The sequence below is a fragment of the Rhizobium sp. LCM 4573 genome (genome assembly GCF_001854865.1).
Lineage (GTDB): Bacteria > Pseudomonadota > Alphaproteobacteria > Rhizobiales > Rhizobiaceae > Neorhizobium.
In genome coordinates this window covers 134,489-154,108 of the sequence record NZ_MDDW01000013.1, presented here as the reverse complement: position 1 = coordinate 154,108, position 19,620 = coordinate 134,489, and the positions used below count along the sequence as shown (strand labels likewise).

Annotated in this window: 20 protein-coding genes; 3 read left to right on the top strand and 17 right to left on the bottom strand. The window is 62.4% G+C overall.

The features are described 5' to 3' along the window. Positions 1-52: 52 nt before the first annotated feature. From phnE (LCM4573_RS17235) to phnG, 11 genes are all read right to left on the bottom strand, one after another. Positions 53-1,393, bottom strand: coding sequence for a phosphonate ABC transporter, permease protein PhnE (gene phnE, locus LCM4573_RS17235; RefSeq protein ID WP_071007611.1), 1,341 nt, complete (start codon positions 1,391-1,393; stop codon positions 53-55). After that, positions 1,393-2,370 (bottom strand): phosphonate ABC transporter, permease protein PhnE, encoded by a 978-nt coding sequence (gene phnE / locus LCM4573_RS17230; protein ID WP_071007610.1) that lies wholly within the window; start codon positions 2,368-2,370, stop codon positions 1,393-1,395. The genes phnE (LCM4573_RS17235) and phnE (LCM4573_RS17230) overlap by 1 nt, the downstream gene beginning before the upstream one ends. A 70-nt stretch (positions 2,371-2,440) precedes the next feature. Beyond that, a complete protein-coding gene (gene phnD / locus LCM4573_RS17225; protein ID WP_071007609.1) occupies positions 2,441-3,355 on the bottom strand; it encodes a phosphonate ABC transporter substrate-binding protein in 915 nt (304 codons plus the stop codon). 71 nt (positions 3,356-3,426) lie between these two features. Further along, positions 3,427-4,272 (bottom strand): phosphonate ABC transporter ATP-binding protein, encoded by an 846-nt coding sequence (gene phnC, locus LCM4573_RS17220; protein ID WP_071007608.1) that lies wholly within the window; start codon positions 4,270-4,272, stop codon positions 3,427-3,429. A 112-nt stretch (positions 4,273-4,384) separates the two neighbouring features. After that, positions 4,385-5,002, bottom strand: a complete 618-nt coding sequence (locus LCM4573_RS17215; RefSeq protein WP_071007607.1) for a DapH/DapD/GlmU-related protein — start codon at positions 5,000-5,002, stop codon at positions 4,385-4,387. After that, positions 4,999-5,706, bottom strand: a complete 708-nt coding sequence (gene phnL, locus LCM4573_RS17210; RefSeq protein ID WP_071007606.1) for a phosphonate C-P lyase system protein PhnL — start codon at positions 5,704-5,706, stop codon at positions 4,999-5,001. The genes LCM4573_RS17215 and phnL overlap by 4 nt, the downstream gene beginning before the upstream one ends. Before the next feature lie 11 nt (positions 5,707-5,717). Then, complete coding sequence (phnK, locus tag LCM4573_RS17205; protein WP_071007605.1) at positions 5,718-6,494, bottom strand: phosphonate C-P lyase system protein PhnK; 777 nt, start codon at positions 6,492-6,494, stop codon at positions 5,718-5,720. Next, complete coding sequence (locus LCM4573_RS17200; RefSeq protein WP_071007604.1) at positions 6,491-7,366, bottom strand: alpha-D-ribose 1-methylphosphonate 5-phosphate C-P-lyase PhnJ; 876 nt, start codon at positions 7,364-7,366, stop codon at positions 6,491-6,493. Before LCM4573_RS17200 ends, phnK begins: the two co-directional genes overlap by 4 nt. Continuing rightward, a complete protein-coding gene (locus LCM4573_RS17195; RefSeq protein WP_071007603.1) occupies positions 7,363-8,469 on the bottom strand; it encodes a carbon-phosphorus lyase complex subunit PhnI in 1,107 nt (368 codons plus the stop codon). Before LCM4573_RS17195 ends, LCM4573_RS17200 begins: the two co-directional genes overlap by 4 nt. A 3-nt stretch (positions 8,470-8,472) precedes the next feature. Then, positions 8,473-9,087 carry a phosphonate C-P lyase system protein PhnH gene (gene phnH / locus LCM4573_RS17190; protein WP_071007602.1) on the bottom strand — a complete coding sequence of 205 codons (615 nt, stop codon included), beginning with the start codon at positions 9,085-9,087 and terminating at the stop codon, positions 8,473-8,475. Next, complete coding sequence (gene phnG / locus LCM4573_RS17185; RefSeq protein ID WP_071007601.1) at positions 9,087-9,554, bottom strand: phosphonate C-P lyase system protein PhnG; 468 nt, start codon at positions 9,552-9,554, stop codon at positions 9,087-9,089. The genes phnH and phnG overlap by 1 nt, the downstream gene beginning before the upstream one ends. An 83-nt stretch (positions 9,555-9,637) precedes the next feature. Here phnG and phnF point away from each other — a divergent pair, with 83 nt between their 5' ends. Continuing rightward, positions 9,638-10,378, top strand: a complete 741-nt coding sequence (gene phnF, locus LCM4573_RS17180) for a phosphonate metabolism transcriptional regulator PhnF (protein ID WP_071007600.1) — start codon at positions 9,638-9,640, stop codon at positions 10,376-10,378. A 20-nt stretch (positions 10,379-10,398) separates the two neighbouring features. Here phnF and LCM4573_RS17175 read toward each other — a convergent pair whose 3' ends face one another. From LCM4573_RS17175 to mepA, 6 genes are all read right to left on the bottom strand, one after another. Further along, positions 10,399-11,034, bottom strand: coding sequence for a 2,3-bisphosphoglycerate-dependent phosphoglycerate mutase (locus LCM4573_RS17175; protein WP_071007599.1), 636 nt, complete (start codon positions 11,032-11,034; stop codon positions 10,399-10,401). Between the two features lie 22 nt (positions 11,035-11,056). Further along, a complete protein-coding gene (gene dapB, locus LCM4573_RS17170; protein WP_071007598.1) occupies positions 11,057-11,878 on the bottom strand; it encodes a 4-hydroxy-tetrahydrodipicolinate reductase in 822 nt (273 codons plus the stop codon). A 30-nt stretch (positions 11,879-11,908) separates the two neighbouring features. Then, positions 11,909-13,705, bottom strand: a complete 1,797-nt coding sequence (locus LCM4573_RS17165) for an ABC transporter ATP-binding protein (protein ID WP_071007597.1) — start codon at positions 13,703-13,705, stop codon at positions 11,909-11,911. Positions 13,706-13,810: 105 nt separating this feature from the next. Then, positions 13,811-14,833, bottom strand: coding sequence for a glucokinase (locus tag LCM4573_RS17160; RefSeq protein ID WP_071007596.1), 1,023 nt, complete (start codon positions 14,831-14,833; stop codon positions 13,811-13,813). An 18-nt stretch (positions 14,834-14,851) separates the two neighbouring features. After that, positions 14,852-15,226 carry a methylglyoxal synthase gene (locus LCM4573_RS17155; RefSeq protein ID WP_071007595.1) on the bottom strand — a complete coding sequence of 125 codons (375 nt, stop codon included), beginning with the start codon at positions 15,224-15,226 and terminating at the stop codon, positions 14,852-14,854. A gap of 104 nt (positions 15,227-15,330) precedes the next feature. After that, complete coding sequence (gene mepA, locus LCM4573_RS17150; protein WP_071007594.1) at positions 15,331-16,386, bottom strand: penicillin-insensitive murein endopeptidase; 1,056 nt, start codon at positions 16,384-16,386, stop codon at positions 15,331-15,333. Between the two features lie 181 nt (positions 16,387-16,567). Here mepA and LCM4573_RS17145 point away from each other — a divergent pair, with 181 nt between their 5' ends. Both LCM4573_RS17145 and LCM4573_RS17140 read left to right on the top strand, forming a co-directional pair. Further along, positions 16,568-18,400, top strand: a complete 1,833-nt coding sequence (locus LCM4573_RS17145) for an extracellular solute-binding protein (protein ID WP_407071748.1) — start codon at positions 16,568-16,570, stop codon at positions 18,398-18,400. A 136-nt stretch (positions 18,401-18,536) separates the two neighbouring features. Beyond that, the gene (locus tag LCM4573_RS17140; RefSeq protein ID WP_071007593.1) at positions 18,537-19,619 is read left to right on the top strand and encodes a microcin C ABC transporter permease YejB; all 1,083 of its coding nucleotides are present in this window, start codon (positions 18,537-18,539) and stop codon (positions 19,617-19,619) included. Position 19,620: the final 1 nt, after the last annotated feature.

The following is a 19,620-nucleotide window of genomic DNA, read 5'->3' as shown; positions in this document are numbered from 1 at the left end:
ACAGGGCCCTGCGCTAAAAGATTTCCATGACAGAATGATGATGGAAACCGTGTTATTTTCTGCCCATCACCCGCGAGCGAAGCGCATTCGACACATTGTCGAAGACGAAGACGACGAGAAGGATGAGCAGCACCATATAGGCGACCTTGTCCCAATCGGCATTGGTCTTCATGGCTTCCAGCAGTTTCAGCCCGATGCCGCCCGCGCCGACGGCGCCGATAATGGTCGCCGAGCGCGTATTCGACTCCCAGAAATAGAGCGACTGCGAGATGAAGACCGGCAGAACCTGCGGCACGACACCATAGCGCTGCACGGTGATTGGAGACGCACCGACGGATTTCACACCCTCGCGCTGCTTGTCGTCGACGTTTTCGAGCGCTTCCGCATAGACCTTTCCGAGCGCGCCGGTATCGGTGAAGAAGATCGAGGCGATGCCCGGAATGGGGCCAGGGCCGAAGGCGCGGGTGAAGAAGAGCGCCCAGATCAGCATGTCGATCGAGCRCAGGAAGTCGAAGAGGCGCTTCATGGCCCAGTTTGCCGGGCGGCTTCGCGTGATGTTGCGGGCCGCGACGAAAGCGAGCGGGAAGGCGATGAGGGTGGCAAGCAGCGTGCCGACGAAGGCCATCACCAGCGTCTRCATCAGCTTGGAAAGGATATCGGCGTGCTGCCAGCTCGTATTGTTGAGGAAGTCGTGGAGGGCGAGCGAGGCGTTGGAACGCTGCGGATCGAGCCTTTCGCCGGAGAGCATGAGGCCGGCGACTTCTCCAAGGCTCCTGCCCCAGAAGGCGGATTGAGTGTCGAAGAAGAAATTCGCCCAGCCAAGGAAGCGGCGCTGGATATAGACTTGGCTGGTGCGGATTTCCACCTGACCTTCGAAGCCGAAATTAACGTTGACCTTGTCGCCGTCCTGCACCATCGCCGCGGGAGCACCGGCGGGCAGGAACGCCCGTTCGGAGGTGATGGTGACGGGATAGAGCGTTCCGTCCAGGTAGACGTCGACTCGGTTTGGCGTCACTTCCAGCCGGTCGTCCTCACCGCCGAAGGTGACGGTGTAGCTGCCGTCGGCATTCGGGACGAGCCAGAATATTTCGGCCCCTTCGCGATACTGCCCGCGGCTCGACCATTGCGGCACGACCTCGCCGTTCTGGAAGCGCAGACGCGGCTGGGCGCGCCAGGAATACCAGTCCTGGATGTAGATCGCAGCGCGATCCCAGTTACCGTTTGCGAAGGTCGGAATGACCTTGAAGAAGGCGAAGCAGAAGGCGAGATAGACAAGGACGGCGCCGACCACGAGCGCAAGGCCCCAGCGTTGCATGAAGCTGCGCTCGAAGACTTGCGGATAGGCGGCGAGAAGGCGCTCGCGTTCGGCCGCATTGACGGTGACGATGGACATCAGGCAGCTCCCCGTCCGAATTCGAAGGATTGCTGGCCGATCAGACGCCGGCGCAGCCAGGCGGAGAACTGATCGACGGCAATCACGGTGATCAGCAGCAAGATGATGATGGCATAGGTCTTGGCCGCATGATCGCGGCCGATCGAAAGGCGGAAGACCTCGCCGATGCCGCCGCCGCCGACCGCGCCGATGATGGTGGAGGCGCGAACGTTGATCTCGGTTCTGAGCAGCGTGTAGGAGACGAAGTTCGGCAGAACCTGCGGCAGGATGGCGAAGCGCACCCGCTCCAGCCAGTTGGCGCCGGCGGCGCGCAGGCCTTCGTCCGGCTTCATGTCGGCATTTTCCACCACCTCGAAGAAGAGCTTTCCGAGCGCGCCGATCGTGTGGATCGAGACGGCGATGATGGCGGCGATCGGACCGATCGAAAGCACTGCGGTCAGGAGGCCGGCGATGACGATCTCGGGGAAGGCGCGCAGCACTTCCATGATGCGGCGGACCAGCCAGCGGACGGTACGGGAGCCGATGAGGTTCGTGGTGGCGAAGAAGCAGAGCAGGAATGCCCCGGTCGCGCCGATGATCGTCGAGACGATCGCGACATTGAGCGTGATCGCGAGYTGGTAGAAGAAGTTCGGGATGTAGAAGCTGTCCGTCAGCCAGACGCGGTCGCTGGTGTAATCATACTTGATCGAACCGTCCGCATAGGGCGAGGGCAGGTCGAACATCGCACGGAAGATTTCCAGCGGGCTGTCAGGCACGAAGGTCCTGAGGAAATCGAAGAGATAGGGAAGGCGTTCGAAGAACTTGCCGGAATTGGCGCTGTTGGCGAAATCCAGCGATGCGCCCAGGACGATCAGGAAGATCACGATCGRAATGATCGTATAGAATCGGCGGGTGCGCACCTGCTGCTGATAATGATCGAGGATCGTGCGGGCATTGGGGTTGAGCCCGCCTGCGTGATCGGTTCCAGCCTGCGCCATCGAAACACTTCCTTCTTGAGCGAACGGCGGCATCGTGATGATGCCGCCGTTCGATTGTTCAGCCTGATGCTCAGCCGCCGATGACGGACTTACGGGCGTCGATGATCGTCTGATAGAAGCTCTGGTCGACCGGCTCCCAATCGACATAGCCGCCGCCCGTGAAGGACTCGAAGCAGGTCTTGTCGGTCTTCGGGAGGTCCTTGAAGAAGGCCGTGACCTTGGTCTTCATGTCATCGCTGAGCTTGTTGGAAACCATCAGCGGACCGTTCGGGATAAGCGGCGACTTCCAGACTTCGACGAGGTCGTCCATGTCGAGAATGCCCTTGTCTACCATGATGCGCAGGTTGCCGGAGGTGTAGCCCTGCTCCCACTCGCCCTGTGCGGAGCCGAAGGTGGTGCCGACATCCCAGGTCTTGTCGAGGACGCCAAGAACCAGGTTCTCATGTCCGCCGCCGAAGCCGGTTTCGGAGAAGTACTGCTTGACCGGCTCGCCGATATCCTTCGGCAACGAGACGTTCGGTACGAGATAGCCGGAGGTGGAGTCTGGATCGGCGAAGCCGAGCTTCTTGCCCTTGGCGTCGGCGAGCGTCTTGATGCCCGAATCCTTGCGGGCGACCATGATCGAGTAGTAGCCGGTGGAGCCGTCGGACTGCTTGGTGGTCAGAACCGGCGTAACGGCGTTCGGGTCCTTCAGGTAGATCGAGGCATAGGAGGAGGCGCCCATGACGGCAAGATCGATCGTGCCGCCGAGCAGGCCCTGAATGACGCCGTTGTAATCCGGCGAGGGGAAGAGCTGGACTTCCGAGACGCCGGTGGCCTTTGCCAGACCGTCCTTCACGCATTCGGTGCGGCGGATCTGGTCGGATTCGTTTTCTCCGCCGTCGAGGCCGATGCGCAGGACCTTGACGTCCTGGGCGTGAGCGGCCTGGCCGGCAACGGCTGCGATGGCGATCGTGGCCATCAGGATCTTGCGGATTGCAGACATGGAAGTCTCCTTTGGAGGAATGAATGACATCATCTTTTCGGCCGTCGTCCCCTCGAACGGCCGGAAACGGATCAGCGCATGACGGCCGCTTCGGCCACCCGGCCGGATGGGGCGGCCTGCACCGGGCGCACCGGTTCCAGGCTCGTCGACGTCATGGATTCATCGATACCGGCGCCATCCTTGTCGGAGCCGTAGATCTCCCGCACGGCGGCAGTGGTGAGCTCGTGGGGCGGGCCGTCGAAGACGACGCGGCCGCCCGCCATGCCGATGATGCGCTCGCAATAGCTGCGAGCGGTATCGAGCGTGTGCAGGTTGGTGATGACCGTGATGCCCTCGCGCTCGTTGATGCCGCGCAGCGCATCCATGACGATCTTGGCGTTCAGCGGGTCGAGCGAGGCGATCGRCTCGTCGGCGAGCACCATCTTGGGTGCCTGCATCAGCGCACGGGCGATCGCCACGCGTTGCTGCTGGCCGCCGGAAAGCGTTCCTGCCGGCTGCAGCGCCGTCTGCTCGATGCCGAGCCGTTCGAGCGCCGCCATCGCCATGACGCGCTCGTCGCGGCTGAATACCTTGAGAAGGCTGAGAGCCGTGGAGCGGTGATTGAGCCGGCCGAGCAGCACATTCGTCATCACGTCGAGGCGAGGCACCAGGTTGAATTGCTGGAAGATCATCGCGCAGTCGCGCTGCCAGTGGCGCAGCGCCGCACCCTTGAGGCCGGAGACTTCGACGCTGCCGAAATGAATGGAGCCGGAGCTCGGCTCCTGCAGGCGATTGATCATGCGCAGAAGCGTGGATTTGCCTGCGCCGGAACGGCCGATGACGCCGACCATCTGGCCCTGGGGAATTTCGACGTTTACGGCATTGACCGCGATGCGGTCGCCGAAACGGCGGGTGATGTTCCTCAGTTCGAACTTCATGGTCTCTCGCCTGTCCAGCATTTCATGAGGTTCGATTAGTCGCCGTTCATGAAGCTTGAATGTCGATTTTGTTTCAGTCCCGCGACAATCGCGTCACAGTTTTATGACGCGCTCATGCGCCATGTCGGGACAGGAAGTCCTCGGCTGAAAGGGTTCGGAAATCATCGAGCGCATCACGCAATTTGGCATGATCCCAATCCCACCACGCGAGCCTGTCCATGCGCTCGCCGACCTCTTTCGTGAAGCGCTGGCGGATGAGTTTCGCCGGCACGCCGCCGACGATGGTGTAAGGAGCGACATCCTTCGAGACGACAGCGCCGGCGCCGATCACCGCGCCGTTGCCGACGGTGACGCCCGGCAGGACCGTCGCGCCATGACCGATCCAGACGTCATGGCCGATGACGACACGATTATCGCGGCGCCATTCGAAGAAGCTTTCCTCGTTCTCGGCATCGTCCCAGTAATTGGCGGCGCGGTAGGTGAAGTGGTGCAGCGTCGCGCGCCAGGTGGGATGGTTGGTGGCGTTGATCCTGACGGACGCGGCGATGTTGACGAACTTGCCGATCGTCGCGCACCAGATCGAGCCGTCCTGCATGACATAGGAATAGTCTCCGATCTCGGCCTCCTCGATACGGCAGCGCTCGGAGACTTCGGTGTAGCGCCCGATCGTGGAGTGCTTTACGCTGGCGCTCGGATGGATCGCCGGCTCAAGTCCGACCTTGACGCTCATGCGGCGACCTTCCGAGGCGAGAATTGCGCCACGTCGAGTATTCGATCGGCGACTGCCTCGCGCACTTCCTCGTCGTGGAATATGCCGAGGAGCGCGACACCGTTCTCTTTCTTTTGCCGGATCATCTCCACCACCACGCGGCGGTTGACGGCGTCGAGCGAAGCGGTCGGTTCGTCCAGAAGCAGGATTTGGTGAGTTGTGATGAAGCCGCGGGCAATGTTGACGCGTTGCTGTTCGCCGCCGGAAAAGGTCGCGGGCGGCAGTCCCCAGAGTTCCTTGGGCAGATTGAGCCTGGCGAGCAGCTCGGAAGCCTTGTCCTTCGCTTCCGCCGCTTCCGCGCCGCGCGCGACAAGCGGTTCCGCCACGACATCGAGCGCCGCTACGCGCGGAACGGTGCGCAGGAACTGGCTGACATAGCCCATCGTGTGCCGGCGCACATCAAGGATGGCGCGCGGATCGGCGGTGGCGATATCCACGATCCGGTCGCGGTGATCGACGAGGATTTGGCCGGCATCGACGGCATAGTTGCCGTACAGCATTTTCAGGATCGAGCTTTTACCGATGCCGGAAGGCCCGCCCAGCACGACACATTCGCCGCTTGCGACCGAGAAATTGGCATTATTGACGACCGGCAGACGGATGCCGTCGCGCAGGTGCATGGTGAAGCTCTTGAAGACTTCGGAGACGACGAGGGGCGTGGCCATCTTTGTTTTCCTCACACCTGAAGGATCGATGAGACGAGCAATTGCGTGTAGGGCTCGCGAGGGTCGTCCAGCACCCGGTCAGTCAGCCCGTGCTCGATAACGAGGCCGTCCTTCATCACCATCATCCGGTGGGAGAGGAGACGGGCGACAGCGAGGTCGTGGGTGACGATAATGGCCGCAAGACCGAGATCGTTGACTAGGCCGCGAACCAGATCGAGCAGGCGGGCCTGCACCGAGACGTCGAGTCCGCCGGTCGGCTCGTCCATGAAGACGAGGCGCGGGCCGGTCACCAGATTGCGGGCGATCTGCAGGCGCTGGCGCATGCCGCCGGAGAAGGCGCGGGGCTGATCGTCGATACGGTCGGTGCCGATCTCGACCCGGGTAAGCCAATCGCTTGCCGTATCCCTTATCTTGCCGTAGTGACGGTCACCGATCGCCATCAGCCGCTCGCCGACATTGGCGCCGGCCGAAACCGTCATGCGAAGCCCGTCGGCGGGGTTCTGGTGAACGAAGCCCCAGTCGGTGCGCATCAGGAAGCGGCGCTCGGCCTCGCCCATGTGGTAGAGGTCGCGGAAATTGCCGTCGCGCATACGGTATTCGACGCTGCCTGCCGTCGGCATGAGCCGGGTGGAGATGCAGTTGAGCAGGGTCGTCTTGCCCGAGCCGGATTCGCCGACGATGGCCAGCACCTCGCCCGGCCAGAGCTCGAAGGAGACGTCCTTGCAGCCGATCCGCTGGCCGTAGAATTTCGAAACGGAATTGACCTTGAKGAGGGGAGTGTCGGTCATTCTGCTGCCTCCTGGCTCGGCATCTCGCCGGTATGGCCTTCTTCGCGACGTTCCTCGCAATGGTCGGTGTCGGAACAGACGAACATGCGCCCGCCCTTGTCGTCGAGCACCACCTCGTCGAGATAGACGCCCCTTGCGCCGCAGAGCGCGCAGGGCTGCTTGAACTTCTGGATCTCGAAGGGATGGTCATCGAAATCGAGGCTGACCACATCCGTATAGGGCGGCACGGCATAAATGCGCTTCTCGCGGCCGGCGCCGAAGAGCTGCAGCGCATCCGACATGTGCATCTTCGGATTGTCGAACTTGGGGGTCGGCGACGGGTCCATGACGTAACGTCCGGCGACCTTCACCGGATAGGCATAGGTCGTGGAAATGCGGCCATTGCGGGCGATATCTTCGTAGAGCTTCACATGCATGAGGCCATATTCCTCAAGCGCATGCATTTTGCGCGTCTCGGTTTCCCGCGGTTCGAGGAAGCGCAGAGGTTCCGGGATCGGCACCTGATAGACGAGCACCTGTCCCTCGCTAAGCTTCTGCTCGGGAATGCGGTGGCGGGTCTGAATGATCGTTGCATCCTTGGTATGCGTGGTGACTGCGACATTCGCGACCTTCTCGAAGAAGGCGCGGATGGAGACAGCATTGGTCGTGTCRTCGGCGCCCTGATCGATCACCTTCAGCACGTCGTCGGGGCCGATGATGGAGGCTGTCACCTGCACACCGCCGGTTCCCCAGCCATAGGGCATCGGCATTTCACGGGAGGCGAAGGGCACCTGATAGCCCGGAATGGCGWTCGCCTTCAGGATCGCCCGGCGGATCATGCGCTTCGTCTGCTCGTCCAGATAGGCGAAATTGTAGCTGGCAAGGTCCGTCATTCGGCTGCCTCCTGCATGGGGTTGTCGCTGTTGCGGGCAGCTTCGATATCGGCGCGCATCTTGCGCACCAGCGCGAGTTCGGCCTGGAAGTCGACGTAATGCGGCAGCTTCAGGTGCTCCACGAAGCCCGTCGCCTGCACGTTGTCGGAATGGGAGATGACGAATTCCTCATCCTGCGCCGGCGCGGTGATGTCCTCGCCGAATTCTTCGGCGCGCAACGCCCGGTCGACCAGCGACATGCTCATCGCCTTGCGTTCGCTCTGGCCGAAGACGAGTCCGTAGCCGCGGGTGAACTGCGGCGGCGCCTTGGCCGAGCCCTTGAATTGGTTGACCATCTGGCATTCGGTGACCTGGATGCGGCCGAGCGAGACGGCGAAGCCGAGTTCGGGAACCTCGATTTCGACCTCCACCTCGCCGACGCGGATTTCCCCGACGAAGGGGTGAGTGCGGCCATAGCCACGCTGGGTGGAATAACCGAGCGCCAGCAGGAACCCCTCGTCGCCGCGGGCGAGCGACTGCAGGCGCAGATCGCGAGGCATGGGGAATTCCATCGGCTCACGGGTGATATCGCCCGCCTGATGGTCCTCCGGAAACTCGCCATCGGCTTCGATCAGGCCCTCATGGGCGAGGATATCGGAGACGCGCATGACGGCATCGCCAGGAGCGTCACGCCGCTCAGGTTCGTCCACCGGACCGTCTTCGAGAAGCGAGGGATCGAGCAGCCGGTGTGTGTAGTCGAAGGTCGGGCCGAGAAGCTGACCGCCCGGCAGATCCTTGTAGGTGGCGGAGACGCGCCGCTCCACCAGCATCTTTGCCGTATCGATCGGTACCGAGGTGCCGAAGCGCGGCAGGGTGGTGCGGTAGGCGCGCAGCAGGAAGATCGCCTCGATGAGATCGCCGCGCGACTGGCGGACGGCGAGTGCGGCGAGCGGCCGGTCGTAGAGGGAGGCCTCCGCCATGACGCGGTCGACCGCAAGGCCGAGCTGTTCGACGATCTGCTCGATGGTGACGGAAGGCAGCGTCCGGTCGCCCCGGCGCCGGTCGGCAAGCAGCCGGTGGGCGTTTCTGATGGCGGCCTCGCCACCCTTGACGGCAACGTACATGGCTTATTCTCCTGCCCGTGAAGCGGCGATCCTGGTCGTGCGCGGCAGGCACAGGAAACGGCTGCCGGCCGTCAGCACCACGTCCACGCCGCGCGGAAAAAGCGCCCGGTTGTCGGCCCAGAGCCGCTGGAAGACTTCCGGCAGCCCGGCGATGGAAGYGGTGACCGATTTCTGGATGCCGGGCCCTGAAAGCGTGAGGGTCTCGCCGGCATCGAAATCCGCGACTTCTATGATGATCGTCGTGGAGCGGTCCGGATATTCCTGTGTCCCGGCCGAGAAGAGCCCGAAGGAAGCAATGGCCGCGCCGGCCTCCACGAAGGCGAAGCGGGCCTCGGCCTTTTCCCGGGTGACCGGCGCGCCGGTGTGGAAGCCGATCCAGTTCGCGGCCGGTGATTTGGCGAGCCCGGCGCTCAGCCATACGGGCGTCTCATGGTCCAGCAGCGTCAGCGCGATGGCGCCGGCGGCCGCGCCGAGCGGTTCCGGCTGGCCGATCGCGTCTTGCACATCGTGGATGCTGCCCGGACGGGCCATGCCGTCCATGAGCTTGCGGAACACGCTTTGGGATTGGAAGACGGGATCGTTGAAGCCGCCGGTCAGCGCTGCGGTCTTTATGTTCATCAGTCCTCTCCCCGTACCATGGTGAAGAAATCGACGCGGGTGGCGGCCGTTTCCTGCGCCTTCCGCTCATCCTCGGCAGCAAGCCGGGCTTCCGCGGGCGACAGGAGTTCTCTTTCGACGAAATCGCGCGTGGCGGGCTCCTGCCAGAGCGCATCGAAGATGGCGGCGAGCCGGACTGCTTCCTTGTTCGTGCCGAGCGCCTGTGCATGTCCGGGCGTGCCGGAGGCCAGCATCACCGTCGCGCGGGTTATCGTCGCTTCGCCCAGATTGAACGGATCGCCGCCGCCGCCGATGCGGCCGCRCACCATTACCAGCCCGGTTTCGGGGCCGCGGATGGGCTTCGCCTCGGGTTTTTCGGGAAGGTTTTCCCAGGCTGCTCGAAGCTCGCCCGGTGTTGCGCGCGCGAGCAGGCCGACGGTCCGGCGGCGCTCCGCCTGGTCCGGCCCTGTTTGTTCTGCAAGATCCATTGGCAGGTCCTCAAATGTCTATTGATATAGACAACCATACAAGCTACTATACTGGTAACCCGCAAACGTAACAAGCATGTGACATGGACAAGGAACATTCGAACGTTCAACGGCAGAACGGGGTGGCGTTGTGGCGGCAGATCGCCGACCGCATCCGCACCTCCATCGCCAATGGCGATTACGACGCAACGGGAAAGGTGCCGCCGGAAGTGGCGCTCGCCGCCGAATTCGGGGTCAATCGCCACACGGTGAGAAGCGCGCTTGCCGCGCTGGCGCAAGAGGGCATTGTCCGCCCCATGCAGGGGCGGGGCACGCTGATCGCGCGCAAGGAACGGCTGACCTTCCCGATCCGCCGGCGAACGCGCTTTATCGAGGGCATCGGAGATCAGGCGCGGGAGAAGGAAGGCCTTCTGCTCCATTCGACGGAGGAACCAGCCTCCGCCGAGCTTGCTGCCCGTCTGCAGGTTCCGGAGGGCGCATCGGTGATCCGCCTGGAGATCGTACGCAAGGCTGATAGCCGCGCCGTCGCGCGCTCGACGGCATGGTTTCCCGCGGAAAGGTTCCGGGGATTGGAACAGGCCTATCGCGACAGCGGCTCCATAACAGCCGCTTTCGGAAAGCTCGGCCTGYAGGACTATCTCCGTGCCGCGACCGAGATCACCGCTACCCACGCGGATACCGGAGATCTTGCCGATCTCGAATTGTCACCGGGGGCTATCGTGCTGGTGACGCGCGCGTTGAACACGGATACCGAGGGCGTGCCGGTGCAATATGCTATCACCCGGTTCGCAGCCGACCGGGTGCAGTTCACGATAGAGAACTGAGGGCAGTCCTCATGGCGCGCTCAATGCGCGCCGGACATATCGCCGAGGATTTCCTTCGAGGCCACGGTTGAATCGGCGTTGAGGGTGTAGACCATCGGCACGCCCGTCGCGAGGTTGAGCTTGAGGATCTCTTCCTTGCTGAGCTTGTCGAGCACCATGACCAGCGAACGCAGCGAATTGCCGTGCGCGGCGACCAGCACCTTCTCGCCGCGCAGCACCCGCGGCAGGATTTCCGTGAGATAATAGGGCCACACGCGCGCGCCCGTATCACGCAGGCTCTCGCCGCCGGGCGGCGGCACGTCATAGGAGCGGCGCCAGATGTGCACCTGCTCCTCGCCCCACTTGGCGCGGGCATCGTCCTTGTTGAGGCCGGAAAGATCACCATAGTCGCGTTCGTTGAGCGCCTGGTCGCGGATGGTTTCCAGATTGGGCTGGCCGACCTTGTCGAGCACGATCTTCAGCGTGTCCTGCGCGCGCTTCAGCACGGAGGTAAACGCGATGTCGAACTTGATGCCGGTGTCGGCAAGCGCCTGCCCGCCGGTCTCGGCCTCCTGGATGCCGAGGGGCGTGAGATCGGGATCGCGCCAGCCGGTGAACAGGTTCTTGAGGTTCCATTCGCTCTGACCGTGGCGAACGAGGACGAGGGTACCGCTCATGAAGAAATGCCTCCAGGAAATATCAGTGGGAGAGCCCGAGAACATCGAGCATGGAATAGTGGCCGGGCTTCTTGTCGCGCGCCCAGAGAGCCGCCGCAACCGCGCCGCGGGCGAAGATCGAACGGTCACGCGCGCTGTGCGATAGCGTGACGAGTTCGCCCTCGCCGGCGAGGATAACGGAATGGTCGCCGACGACCGAGCCGCCGCGCAGCGTTGCAAAGCCGATGGTGGCGGTCTCGCGGGCGCCCGTATGGCCGTCGCGCACCTTCACGGCGTTCGGCAAAAGATCGATGGCRCGTCCTTTGGCGGCAGCTTCGCCAAGCAGGAGCGCGGTGCCGGAGGGAGCATCGACCTTGTGCTTGTGGTGCATCTCGACCACCTCGATGTCCCATCCGGCCGGAGGCAGGGCGCGGGCCGCCTGTTCGACGAGCACGCCGAGCAGGTTCACCCCGAGGCTCATATTGCCGGATTTGACGATACGGGCGTGGCGCGCGGCGGCCTTGATCTTTTCCTCGTCTTCCGCCGAGCAGCCTGTGGTGCCGAGCACATGCACGATGCGCGCCTGGGCAGCCAGTCCCGCAAATGCGACGCTTGCGGCCGGTGCTGTGAAATCGAGAACGCCTTCGGCGTGCAGAAAGGCTTCGAGCGGATCGCTGGTCACCGGTACTCCGAGCGGGCCCACACCTGCAAGTTCGCCGGCATCCTTGCCGATGAAGGGAGAGGTTTCGCGCTCGATCGCCGCGTGCAGCACCGCACCCTCGGTCTCGTGGATGATGCGGATCAGTGTCTGGCCCATCCGGCCGGCGGCGCCGACCACCACGAGTTTCATGTCATTGCCGCTCATGCGTCGTCCCGTTCCTGTAATATCTTGTCATCATCCCGCAAGCTGTCCGGTACCCGGCGCCTGCAGGTTGTTGAGGCGAGCGTAAAGACCGTCCTTGCGCTTCGCAAGCGTCTCATGCGTGCCTTCCTCGATCACGCGCCCTTCCTGCATGACGACGATCTTGTCCGCCTTGACGACGGTCGAGAGCCGGTGTGCGATGACGATCACGGTCCTGCCGGTCATGGCGGTCTCCAGCGCTTTCTGAACGGCGGCTTCCGATTCGTTGTCGAGCGCGGAGGTCGCCTCGTCCAGAAGCAGGATCGGCGCCTTGCGCACCAGCGCGCGGGCGATCGACAGGCGCTGGCGCTGGCCGCCGGAAAGCGTCACGCCGTTTTCGCCGACCGGCGTGTCATAGCCCTTTGGCTGGGCGAGGATGAAGTCATGCGCATGGGCGAGCCGCGCGGCTTCCTCGATTTCCGCGTCAGTCGCATCCGGCCGTCCGTAGCGGATATTGTCGCGGATCGTGCCCTCGAAGAGGTAGGGCTGCTGGGAGACATAGGCGAGGTTGTGACGCAGCGAGGTCTTGGTGACGGCCGCGATGTCCTGTCCGTCGATCAGGATACGGCCTTCAGTGGGATCGTAGAAGCGAGGGATGAGGTTGATGATCGTGGATTTGCCGGCGCCCGAGGGACCGACCAGGGCCGTGGTCCTGCCCCCTTCGGCGACGATATCGACCCCCTTCAAAATCGGATCGCCGTTCGCATAGGCGAAGGCGACACCCTGCAACTCGATCCTTGCATCGGATACCACGAGATCCTTCGCATCCGGCTGCTCGCGCTGCTGCGGCTGCAGGTCGAGAAGGGCGTAGATCATGCGGGCATTCGCGACGGCGCGCTCCATCTGCACCTGCAGTTTTGCAAGCCGCCGCGCCGGATCGTAGGCCATCAGCAGGGCGGTCACGAAGGCGAAGAAAGCTCCAGGAGGGATGTCATGGTAGATGGAACGGAAGGCGGCATAGGCGAGCACGCCGGAAATCGCCAGGCCGGCGAACGTCTCGGTGAGCGGCGCAGTGCGCTCCGAAAGCCTCGCTATGCGGTTTGCGCGCCCCTCGGCGGYCGTAATGATGGTGTCGACCTTGCTGTCCAGCTCCTTTTCCATCGTGAAGGCCTTGACGATGGTGATGCCCTGGATCGTCTCCTGCATGGCCCCCAGCACATGGCTGTTGAGATGGACGGCCTCGACCGTCGCCTTGCGCAGTTTCCGCGAAACGATACGCAGTGAATAGATGAGCGCCGGCGCCACGACGAGGATGATCAGCGAAAGGATCGGGTCCTTGCTGATCATGACGCCGATCAGTGCAATTAACGAAAGCAGGTCGCGCGCGGTGGAGGTGACGGTAAGATTGAGGACGTCGCGGATGCCGTTGACATTCTGGCTCACCTGGGCGGCCAGATGGGCCGAGCGAGCCTCAGCGAAAAAGCCGACCGAAAGCGACATCAAATGGGAATAGAGGCGGCGCTGGTAACGCGCCACGATGTTGTTGCCGATCTTCGAAAGCGTGACCGCCTGGCCGTAGGTGGCAAGTCCGCGCAGCACGAAGGCGGCGAGAATGCCGCCGCAGATGGCGACCACCACATCGGCGCGCTTGTTGGCGAAAGCCTCGTTCACCACGGCTTCCATGATCCAGGCGGTGAACGCGGTCGTTCCGGCGATCACTACCAAGCAGAAAATCGCGAAGGCATAGCCCGGAATATGATCGCGGCCGTTTTCGGCGATGATACGCTTCAGCACGCTGCTGACGGTGCCGGCATCGATCTGGCGTTTCGTCTTTTCGGTCGCGGCTTTCAAAAAGGCTTTCCCATTCCGGTTTTACGGTCGGGCACAATATCGCGCGCCGCGCGTCTTAGCCCTTTGATGCGGTTTTTGAAAGCATCGAGAGCGAGAAACGCTCAATCAGCGCCTCCAGCGGCGGCCGTCGGTGGAAATACCGTAGCTCGAGGGGGTGCGGGCGTAGCTCGCAAGCCCCGCCGGTGCGGCGAGCGGATGGGTGACGACATAGGTCGGTATGGTGCGCATCAGCTCGGAATGCGGCGCCTTGTCCTCGAACTGGATGCGGAATTCCGGTTTCTTCAACGCGGTGACGATTTTCTGGGAAATGCCGCCTGCGAGATAGACGCCGCCGCGTGCCATGAAGATCAACGCCATGTCGCCGGCGAGCCGTGCAAGATAGGTGACGAAGAGATCGATGGTTTCCTTGGCCTGCTGGTCCTCGCCGGATAGGCCGAGCGCCGTCACATCGGCGGGAATGGCGAGCTTGGGATCGATGCCGTCGGCGGTGCAGATCGCGCGGTAAATGTTGACGAGACCGCGCCCGCACAGAAGCTGCTCGGCGGAAATGCGGCCTTCGATCCGCTCGATATACGGGAATATCTGGAAGTCGCGCTCCGAGCGCGGCCCGATGTCCACATGCCCGCCTTCTCCGGGAACCGGAAACCAGGTGTGCTGAGCATGCACGAGGCCGGCTACRCCAAGCCCGGTGCCGGGGCCCAGCACGACGCGCGAGGCAAGCTGCGGTTCGCCGCTGTCGCCGATAGGCTCGCGATATTCCGCCGGAAGAGAGGCGACGGCAAGCGCCTGAGCCTCGAAGTCGTTGAGGACCAGCACGTCCTYGAAGCCGAGTTCGCTGATCATGGCCTTCGGGCGCACGATCCAGTCGCAATTCGTCAGATCGATCTCGTCGCCGTCGATCGGTCCGGCAACGGCAAGGATGGCCGATCGCGGCTGCACCGAGGTCATGTCGAGCACCGTCTTCTGGATCGCCTCGTCTATGGTCGGGAAATCGGCGGTGCGGACATTGGGAAAATGCCGGGGTTCGGCAAAGGCGTCGGTCAGGATGGAGAACCGGGCGTTGGTACCGCCGATGTCGCCGATCAGGATTGGGAAGGGAAGATTATCGGTCTTCGAAACGTCGGCCATCGGCAAACTCGTCTTGTCTCAGTGGAAATCGATCAGTCTCTCGGCCGTGGCGCGGTTCAGCGCCATGGGGATATCGTAGACTGTGGCGAGCCGTGTCAGCGCCTTCACGTCCACATCATGGGGAAGCGCGCTCAAGGGATCGATGAAGAAGATGAGCATGTCCACCTCGCCGGTGGCGATCATTGCGCCGATCTGCTGATCGCCGCCGAGCGGGCCGCTCTTCAATCGCGTCACCTCGAGTCCTGGACAGGCCTCCTGCACATGTCCGCCGGTTGTGCCGGTCGCGACGATGCGGAAGCGTGAAAGTGCGGCCTGGTGGCGTCGGGCGAATTCCGCCATGTCGTCCTTCTTCTCGTCGTGCGCGATCAGCGCTATGCAGGGCTGGGCGGACATGCGGGCTCCTCACCGAGAGACGATTTCAATCGATTGCAGAGGCCTTCTAGCGCGTGCCGCAGTCCTTGGAAAGTGGAAGTGCCGATCGTGATGGCACGACGATCTCACCGCAAAGGTCGCGGCAATGGAACCGGCACGTTCGAAGGTGYGACGGATTCGTCGCCGATGATGGCCTCGATGCTTTGGACCGGGGCGCTCGGCGGTGGTTGCTCCGAAGAAAAGGCGACGGCTCCGGCGCCGAAGGTTGCCTCCTCTTCCGGACGAGCGGAATCCGCCAGCACGACAGCGCAGGCCTTTGGAAGATCCGACAGTGTCACCGGACGCGGCTTGACCGGCTTCTTGTTGGGATCGGGCTTCGGCTTTGCCCATGGCTCGTCGGTGAACCACCAGGCAAGCGACTTGTCGCAGCCGTCGCCCGGCGGAACGGCGGCCTGATCCTTGCAGCCGACGGCATCAGCCGGGCATTTGATACGGATGTGGAAATGGTAGTCGTGACCGTAGATCGGACGTACCTTGCCAAGCGCCGAACGGTCGCCGGTCCAGGTGTCGCAGAGCTTTTTCTTGATCGCCGGATTAACGAAGACGCGTTCGACCTGCGGATAGCTGGCCGCCAGCATGATCAGCCTGGCGTGCTGCGGCGTCCAGACCGACGGATCGATTGTCAGGAACTTGTTCTTCGCGAGCATGGATATCGCCGAAGTATCCTCACGCTCGCGGTAGGTCAGCCTGCGCTGGGGCATCGGCGTCAGCCAGATATCGGCATCGAGGCCGATCTGGTGGGAGGCGTGGCCAGTCAGCATCGGGCCGCCGCGCGGCTGGGAGATGTCCCCCAGAAGCAGTCCCGGCCAGCCGGCCTTTTCCACGGCATCGCGCGAGAACTGCTCGATGAGCGCGATCATCTGCGGGTTGCCCCAGCGCCGGTTGCGTGAAAGGCGCATCGCCTGCCATGTGGGCCCGTCGGTCGGGATAGCGACGCCGCCCGCCATGCAGCCCTTGGAGTAGAAGCCGAAGGATTGCGCATCGGACCTGCTCGGCAGCTTCATACCGCCGAATAATTCCTTGGCCGGTCTTCCTTCCTGCGCCACCGATTGCCCTGCAAGGCTTCCCGAGAGAAGAATGGCAGCCGCCACCCGCAAGATGGTTTTCGATAATGTCTTCATTGAATTCAGCCGTCCCGCGCCAAATCACTTTCGCCCGTGAATGTATCGTGAAACAGGAATTTGGTGAAACGGAGATCGGCGCAACGCGATGTTCCGCAATAAAACGGTTGTGAGTGGCCGGCTCCTGTTTTTTGCCTCCTTTTGCCCTATGCTTCGCTGCAACAAACGAAGACGAAGGGGTATGCGGATGGTTTTGCCGGGATTGAAGGCGGGATTTGCGATCGTTCTGGCGATGGTATCGGCGGCACCGGCCGCGTTGGCGCAGGAGCAGAAGTGGCGGCACGCCATCGCTATTCTTGACGAGCCCAAACTGCCGGCGGATTTCAAACACCTGCCCTATGTCAATCCCGAGGCTCCGAAAGGCGGCGAGCTGCGTCTTTCGAGCGAGGGAACGTTCGATAATTTCAATCCCTATATCGATAGGGGCGCGCCCGCAGCCGGGATATCCGGCATGTTCGATACGCTTCTGAAGCGTTCGGAAGACGAGGTATTCGGCTCCTACGGCCTTCTGGCGGAATCGCTCTCCTACCCGGAGGACAGGTCGTCGGTGACCTTCCGGCTCCGTCCCGAAGCCAAATGGGCGGACGGCCAGCCGGTGACGCCGGAGGACGTGATCTTCAGCTTCGACAAGGCGAAGGAGCACAGCGCGCTTTTCTCGAGCTACTACCGGCATGTAACCGCGGCGGAAAAGACCGGCGACCGCGAGGTGACGTTCCGTTTCGACGAAAAGAACAACAAAGAGCTGCCTTCCATCGTCGGCGATTTCCCGGTGCTGCCCAAGCATTGGTGGGAGGGCAAGGATGCGCAAGGCAAAGAGCGTGATATCTCGCGCACCACGCTCGAGCCACCCATGGGTTCCGGCCCTTACAAGATGGCATCCTTCCAGCCCGGTTCGACCATCCGTTACGAGCTGCGGGACGACTATTGGGGCAAGGATTTGCCGATCAACATCGGCCAGAACAATTTCAAGGTGATCAGCTACACCTATTTCACCGATCAGGATGTCGAGTTCGAGGCTTTCCGGGCCGGCAACATCGACTATACGCAGGAAAACAGCTCCAGCCGCTGGGCCACCCGCTATGACTTCGCGGCGGTCAAGGAAGGCCGTATCGTGCGGGAGGCATTGACCAACCCGTTCCGCGCGACCGGCATCATGCAGGCTTTTGCGCCGAATATGCGCCGCGATATCTTCAAGGATGCGCGGGTGCGGGAGGCGTTGAACTACGTCCTTGATTTCGAGGATCTGAACCGCAATCTTGCCTATGGCGGCTTGAAGCGCGTCGACAGCTTCTTCTGGGGAACGGAACTGGCGTCTTCCGGCCTGCCGCAGGGGCGTGAACTGGAGATACTGGAAGGGCTCAAGGATAAAGTGCCTTCGGAGGTCTTCACGACTCCTTTTACCAATCCCGTTGGCGGTGATCCTCAGAAGGCGCGCGAAAATCTGCGCAAGGCCGTTGCCCTCTTCAAGGAAGCGGGATGGGAGCTCAAGGGCAACCAGATGGTAAACACGAAGACCGGGCAGCCGATGAGTTTCGAGCTTCTGCTCAATAGCCCATCCTTGGAGCGAACCGTCACGCCCTATGTCAACAGCCTGAAGAGGATCGGCGTCGACGCCCGTATCCGCACCGTTGATTCCTCGCAATACATCAACCGGGTCAGGAGTTTCGACTACGACATGATCTGGGTCGTGTGGGGTCAGACCATGAATCCCGGCAACGAACAGGTGGATTACTGGGGTTCGGCCTCCGTCGACCGGCCTGGCTCGCGCAATTACGCGGGGATTGCCGATCCTGCAGTCGACCAGCTCATCCAGATGATCACCTTCGCGCCCAATCGCGAGGAACAGGTGGCGGCCATCAAGGCGATGGACCGCGTGCTGYTCGCCAACCATTATGTCGTGCCGCTCTTCTATTCCGGCGAAATGAAGATCGCCTACTGGAATAGGCTCGCCCATCCGGAAAGGCTTCCAGAATACGGCATCGGCTTTCCCGACATCTGGTGGTCGAAAAACTGACGAGGCTTGCACCCCGCATCCGCACCTGTTCCAAATGGGATCGAATGATTCGGCATCGAAAACGAGGAAAGTGCCTTTTGAACGCCACGCAGATACGCGGTGAAGCAAAGCCGGCGACGATGGGCAGGAAGCTCTGATGGGCGCCTATATTCTCCGCCGTCTCCTGCTGATGATCCCGACGATCATCRGCATCATGGCCATATCCTTCCTTGTCGTGCAATTCGCGCCGGGCGGTCCGGTCGAGCAGGTGATCGCCCAATTGCAGGGCCAGGATATGGGCGATCGGCTTTCGGGCGGCGGCGACATGCTGAGCCAGGGCCTGTCGGGAAGCGAGGGCAGCTATCGCGGCGCCCAGGGGCTCGATCCCGAATTCATCAAGAAGCTCGAGCAGCAATTCGGTTTCGATAAGCCGCCGCTCACCCGTTTTCTCGAAATGATGTGGAACTACATCCGCTTCGATTTCGGCGAGAGCTTCTTCCGCAATACCTCGGTGCTYGACCTCATCATCGACAAGCTGCCGGTCTCCATCTCGCTGGGCTTCTGGATACTGATCGTTTCCTACCTGATCTCGATCCCCCTCGGCATCCGAAAGGCGGTGAAGGACGGTTCGGCCTTCGACGTCTGGACCTCGGGCATCATCGTGGTGGGCTATGCCGTGCCGAGCTTCCTGTTCGGCATCCTGCTGATCGTGCTGTTTGCAGGCGGCTCCTTCCTGGACTGGTTCCCGCTGCGTGGCCTTGTCTCGGACAATTTCGCCCAGCTTTCCTGGTGGGAAAAGATCATCGACTATTTCTGGCACCTGACGCTGCCGCTGATCGCCCTTTCGCTCTCGGCCTTCGCCACCACGACCCTGCTGACCAAGAACTCCTTCATCGACGAGATCAGAAAACAGTATGTGGTGACAGCGCGCGCCAAGGGGCTGAACGAGCGGCAGGTGCTTTACGGCCATGTCTTCCGTAACGCCATGCTGATCGTCATCGCCGGCTTTCCGGGTGCCTTCATCTCGGCCTTCTTCACCGGCTCGCTCCTGATCGAAAACATCTTCTCGCTCGATGGTCTCGGCCGGCTCGGCTATCTCGCGGTCGTCAACCGCGACTATCCGATCGTCTTCGGCACGCTCTACATCTTCTCGCTGATCGGGCTCTTCGTCAGCCTGATCTCGGACCTCATCTACACATGGATCGATCCGCGCATCGATTTCGAGCGGAGGGATGTCTGAC

Coding starts and splice junctions, on each gene's coding strand:
- LCM4573_RS17215 (WP_071007607.1), bottom strand. CDS start 5,002: ATGAGCGTCAAGGTCGGACTTGAGCCGGCGATCCATCCGAGCGCCAGC.
- phnD (WP_071007609.1), bottom strand. CDS start 3,355: ATGTCTGCAATCCGCAAGATCCTGATGGCCACGATCGCCATCGCAGCC.
- LCM4573_RS17155 (WP_071007595.1), bottom strand. CDS start 15,226: ATGTCCGCCCAGCCCTGCATAGCGCTGATCGCGCACGACGAGAAGAAG.
- phnL (WP_071007606.1), bottom strand. CDS start 5,706: ATGGCCACGCCCCTCGTCGTCTCCGAAGTCTTCAAGAGCTTCACCATG.
- LCM4573_RS17195 (WP_071007603.1), bottom strand. CDS start 8,469: ATGTACGTTGCCGTCAAGGGTGGCGAGGCCGCCATCAGAAACGCCCAC.
- LCM4573_RS17175 (WP_071007599.1), bottom strand. CDS start 11,034: ATGAGCGGTACCCTCGTCCTCGTTCGCCACGGTCAGAGCGAATGGAAC.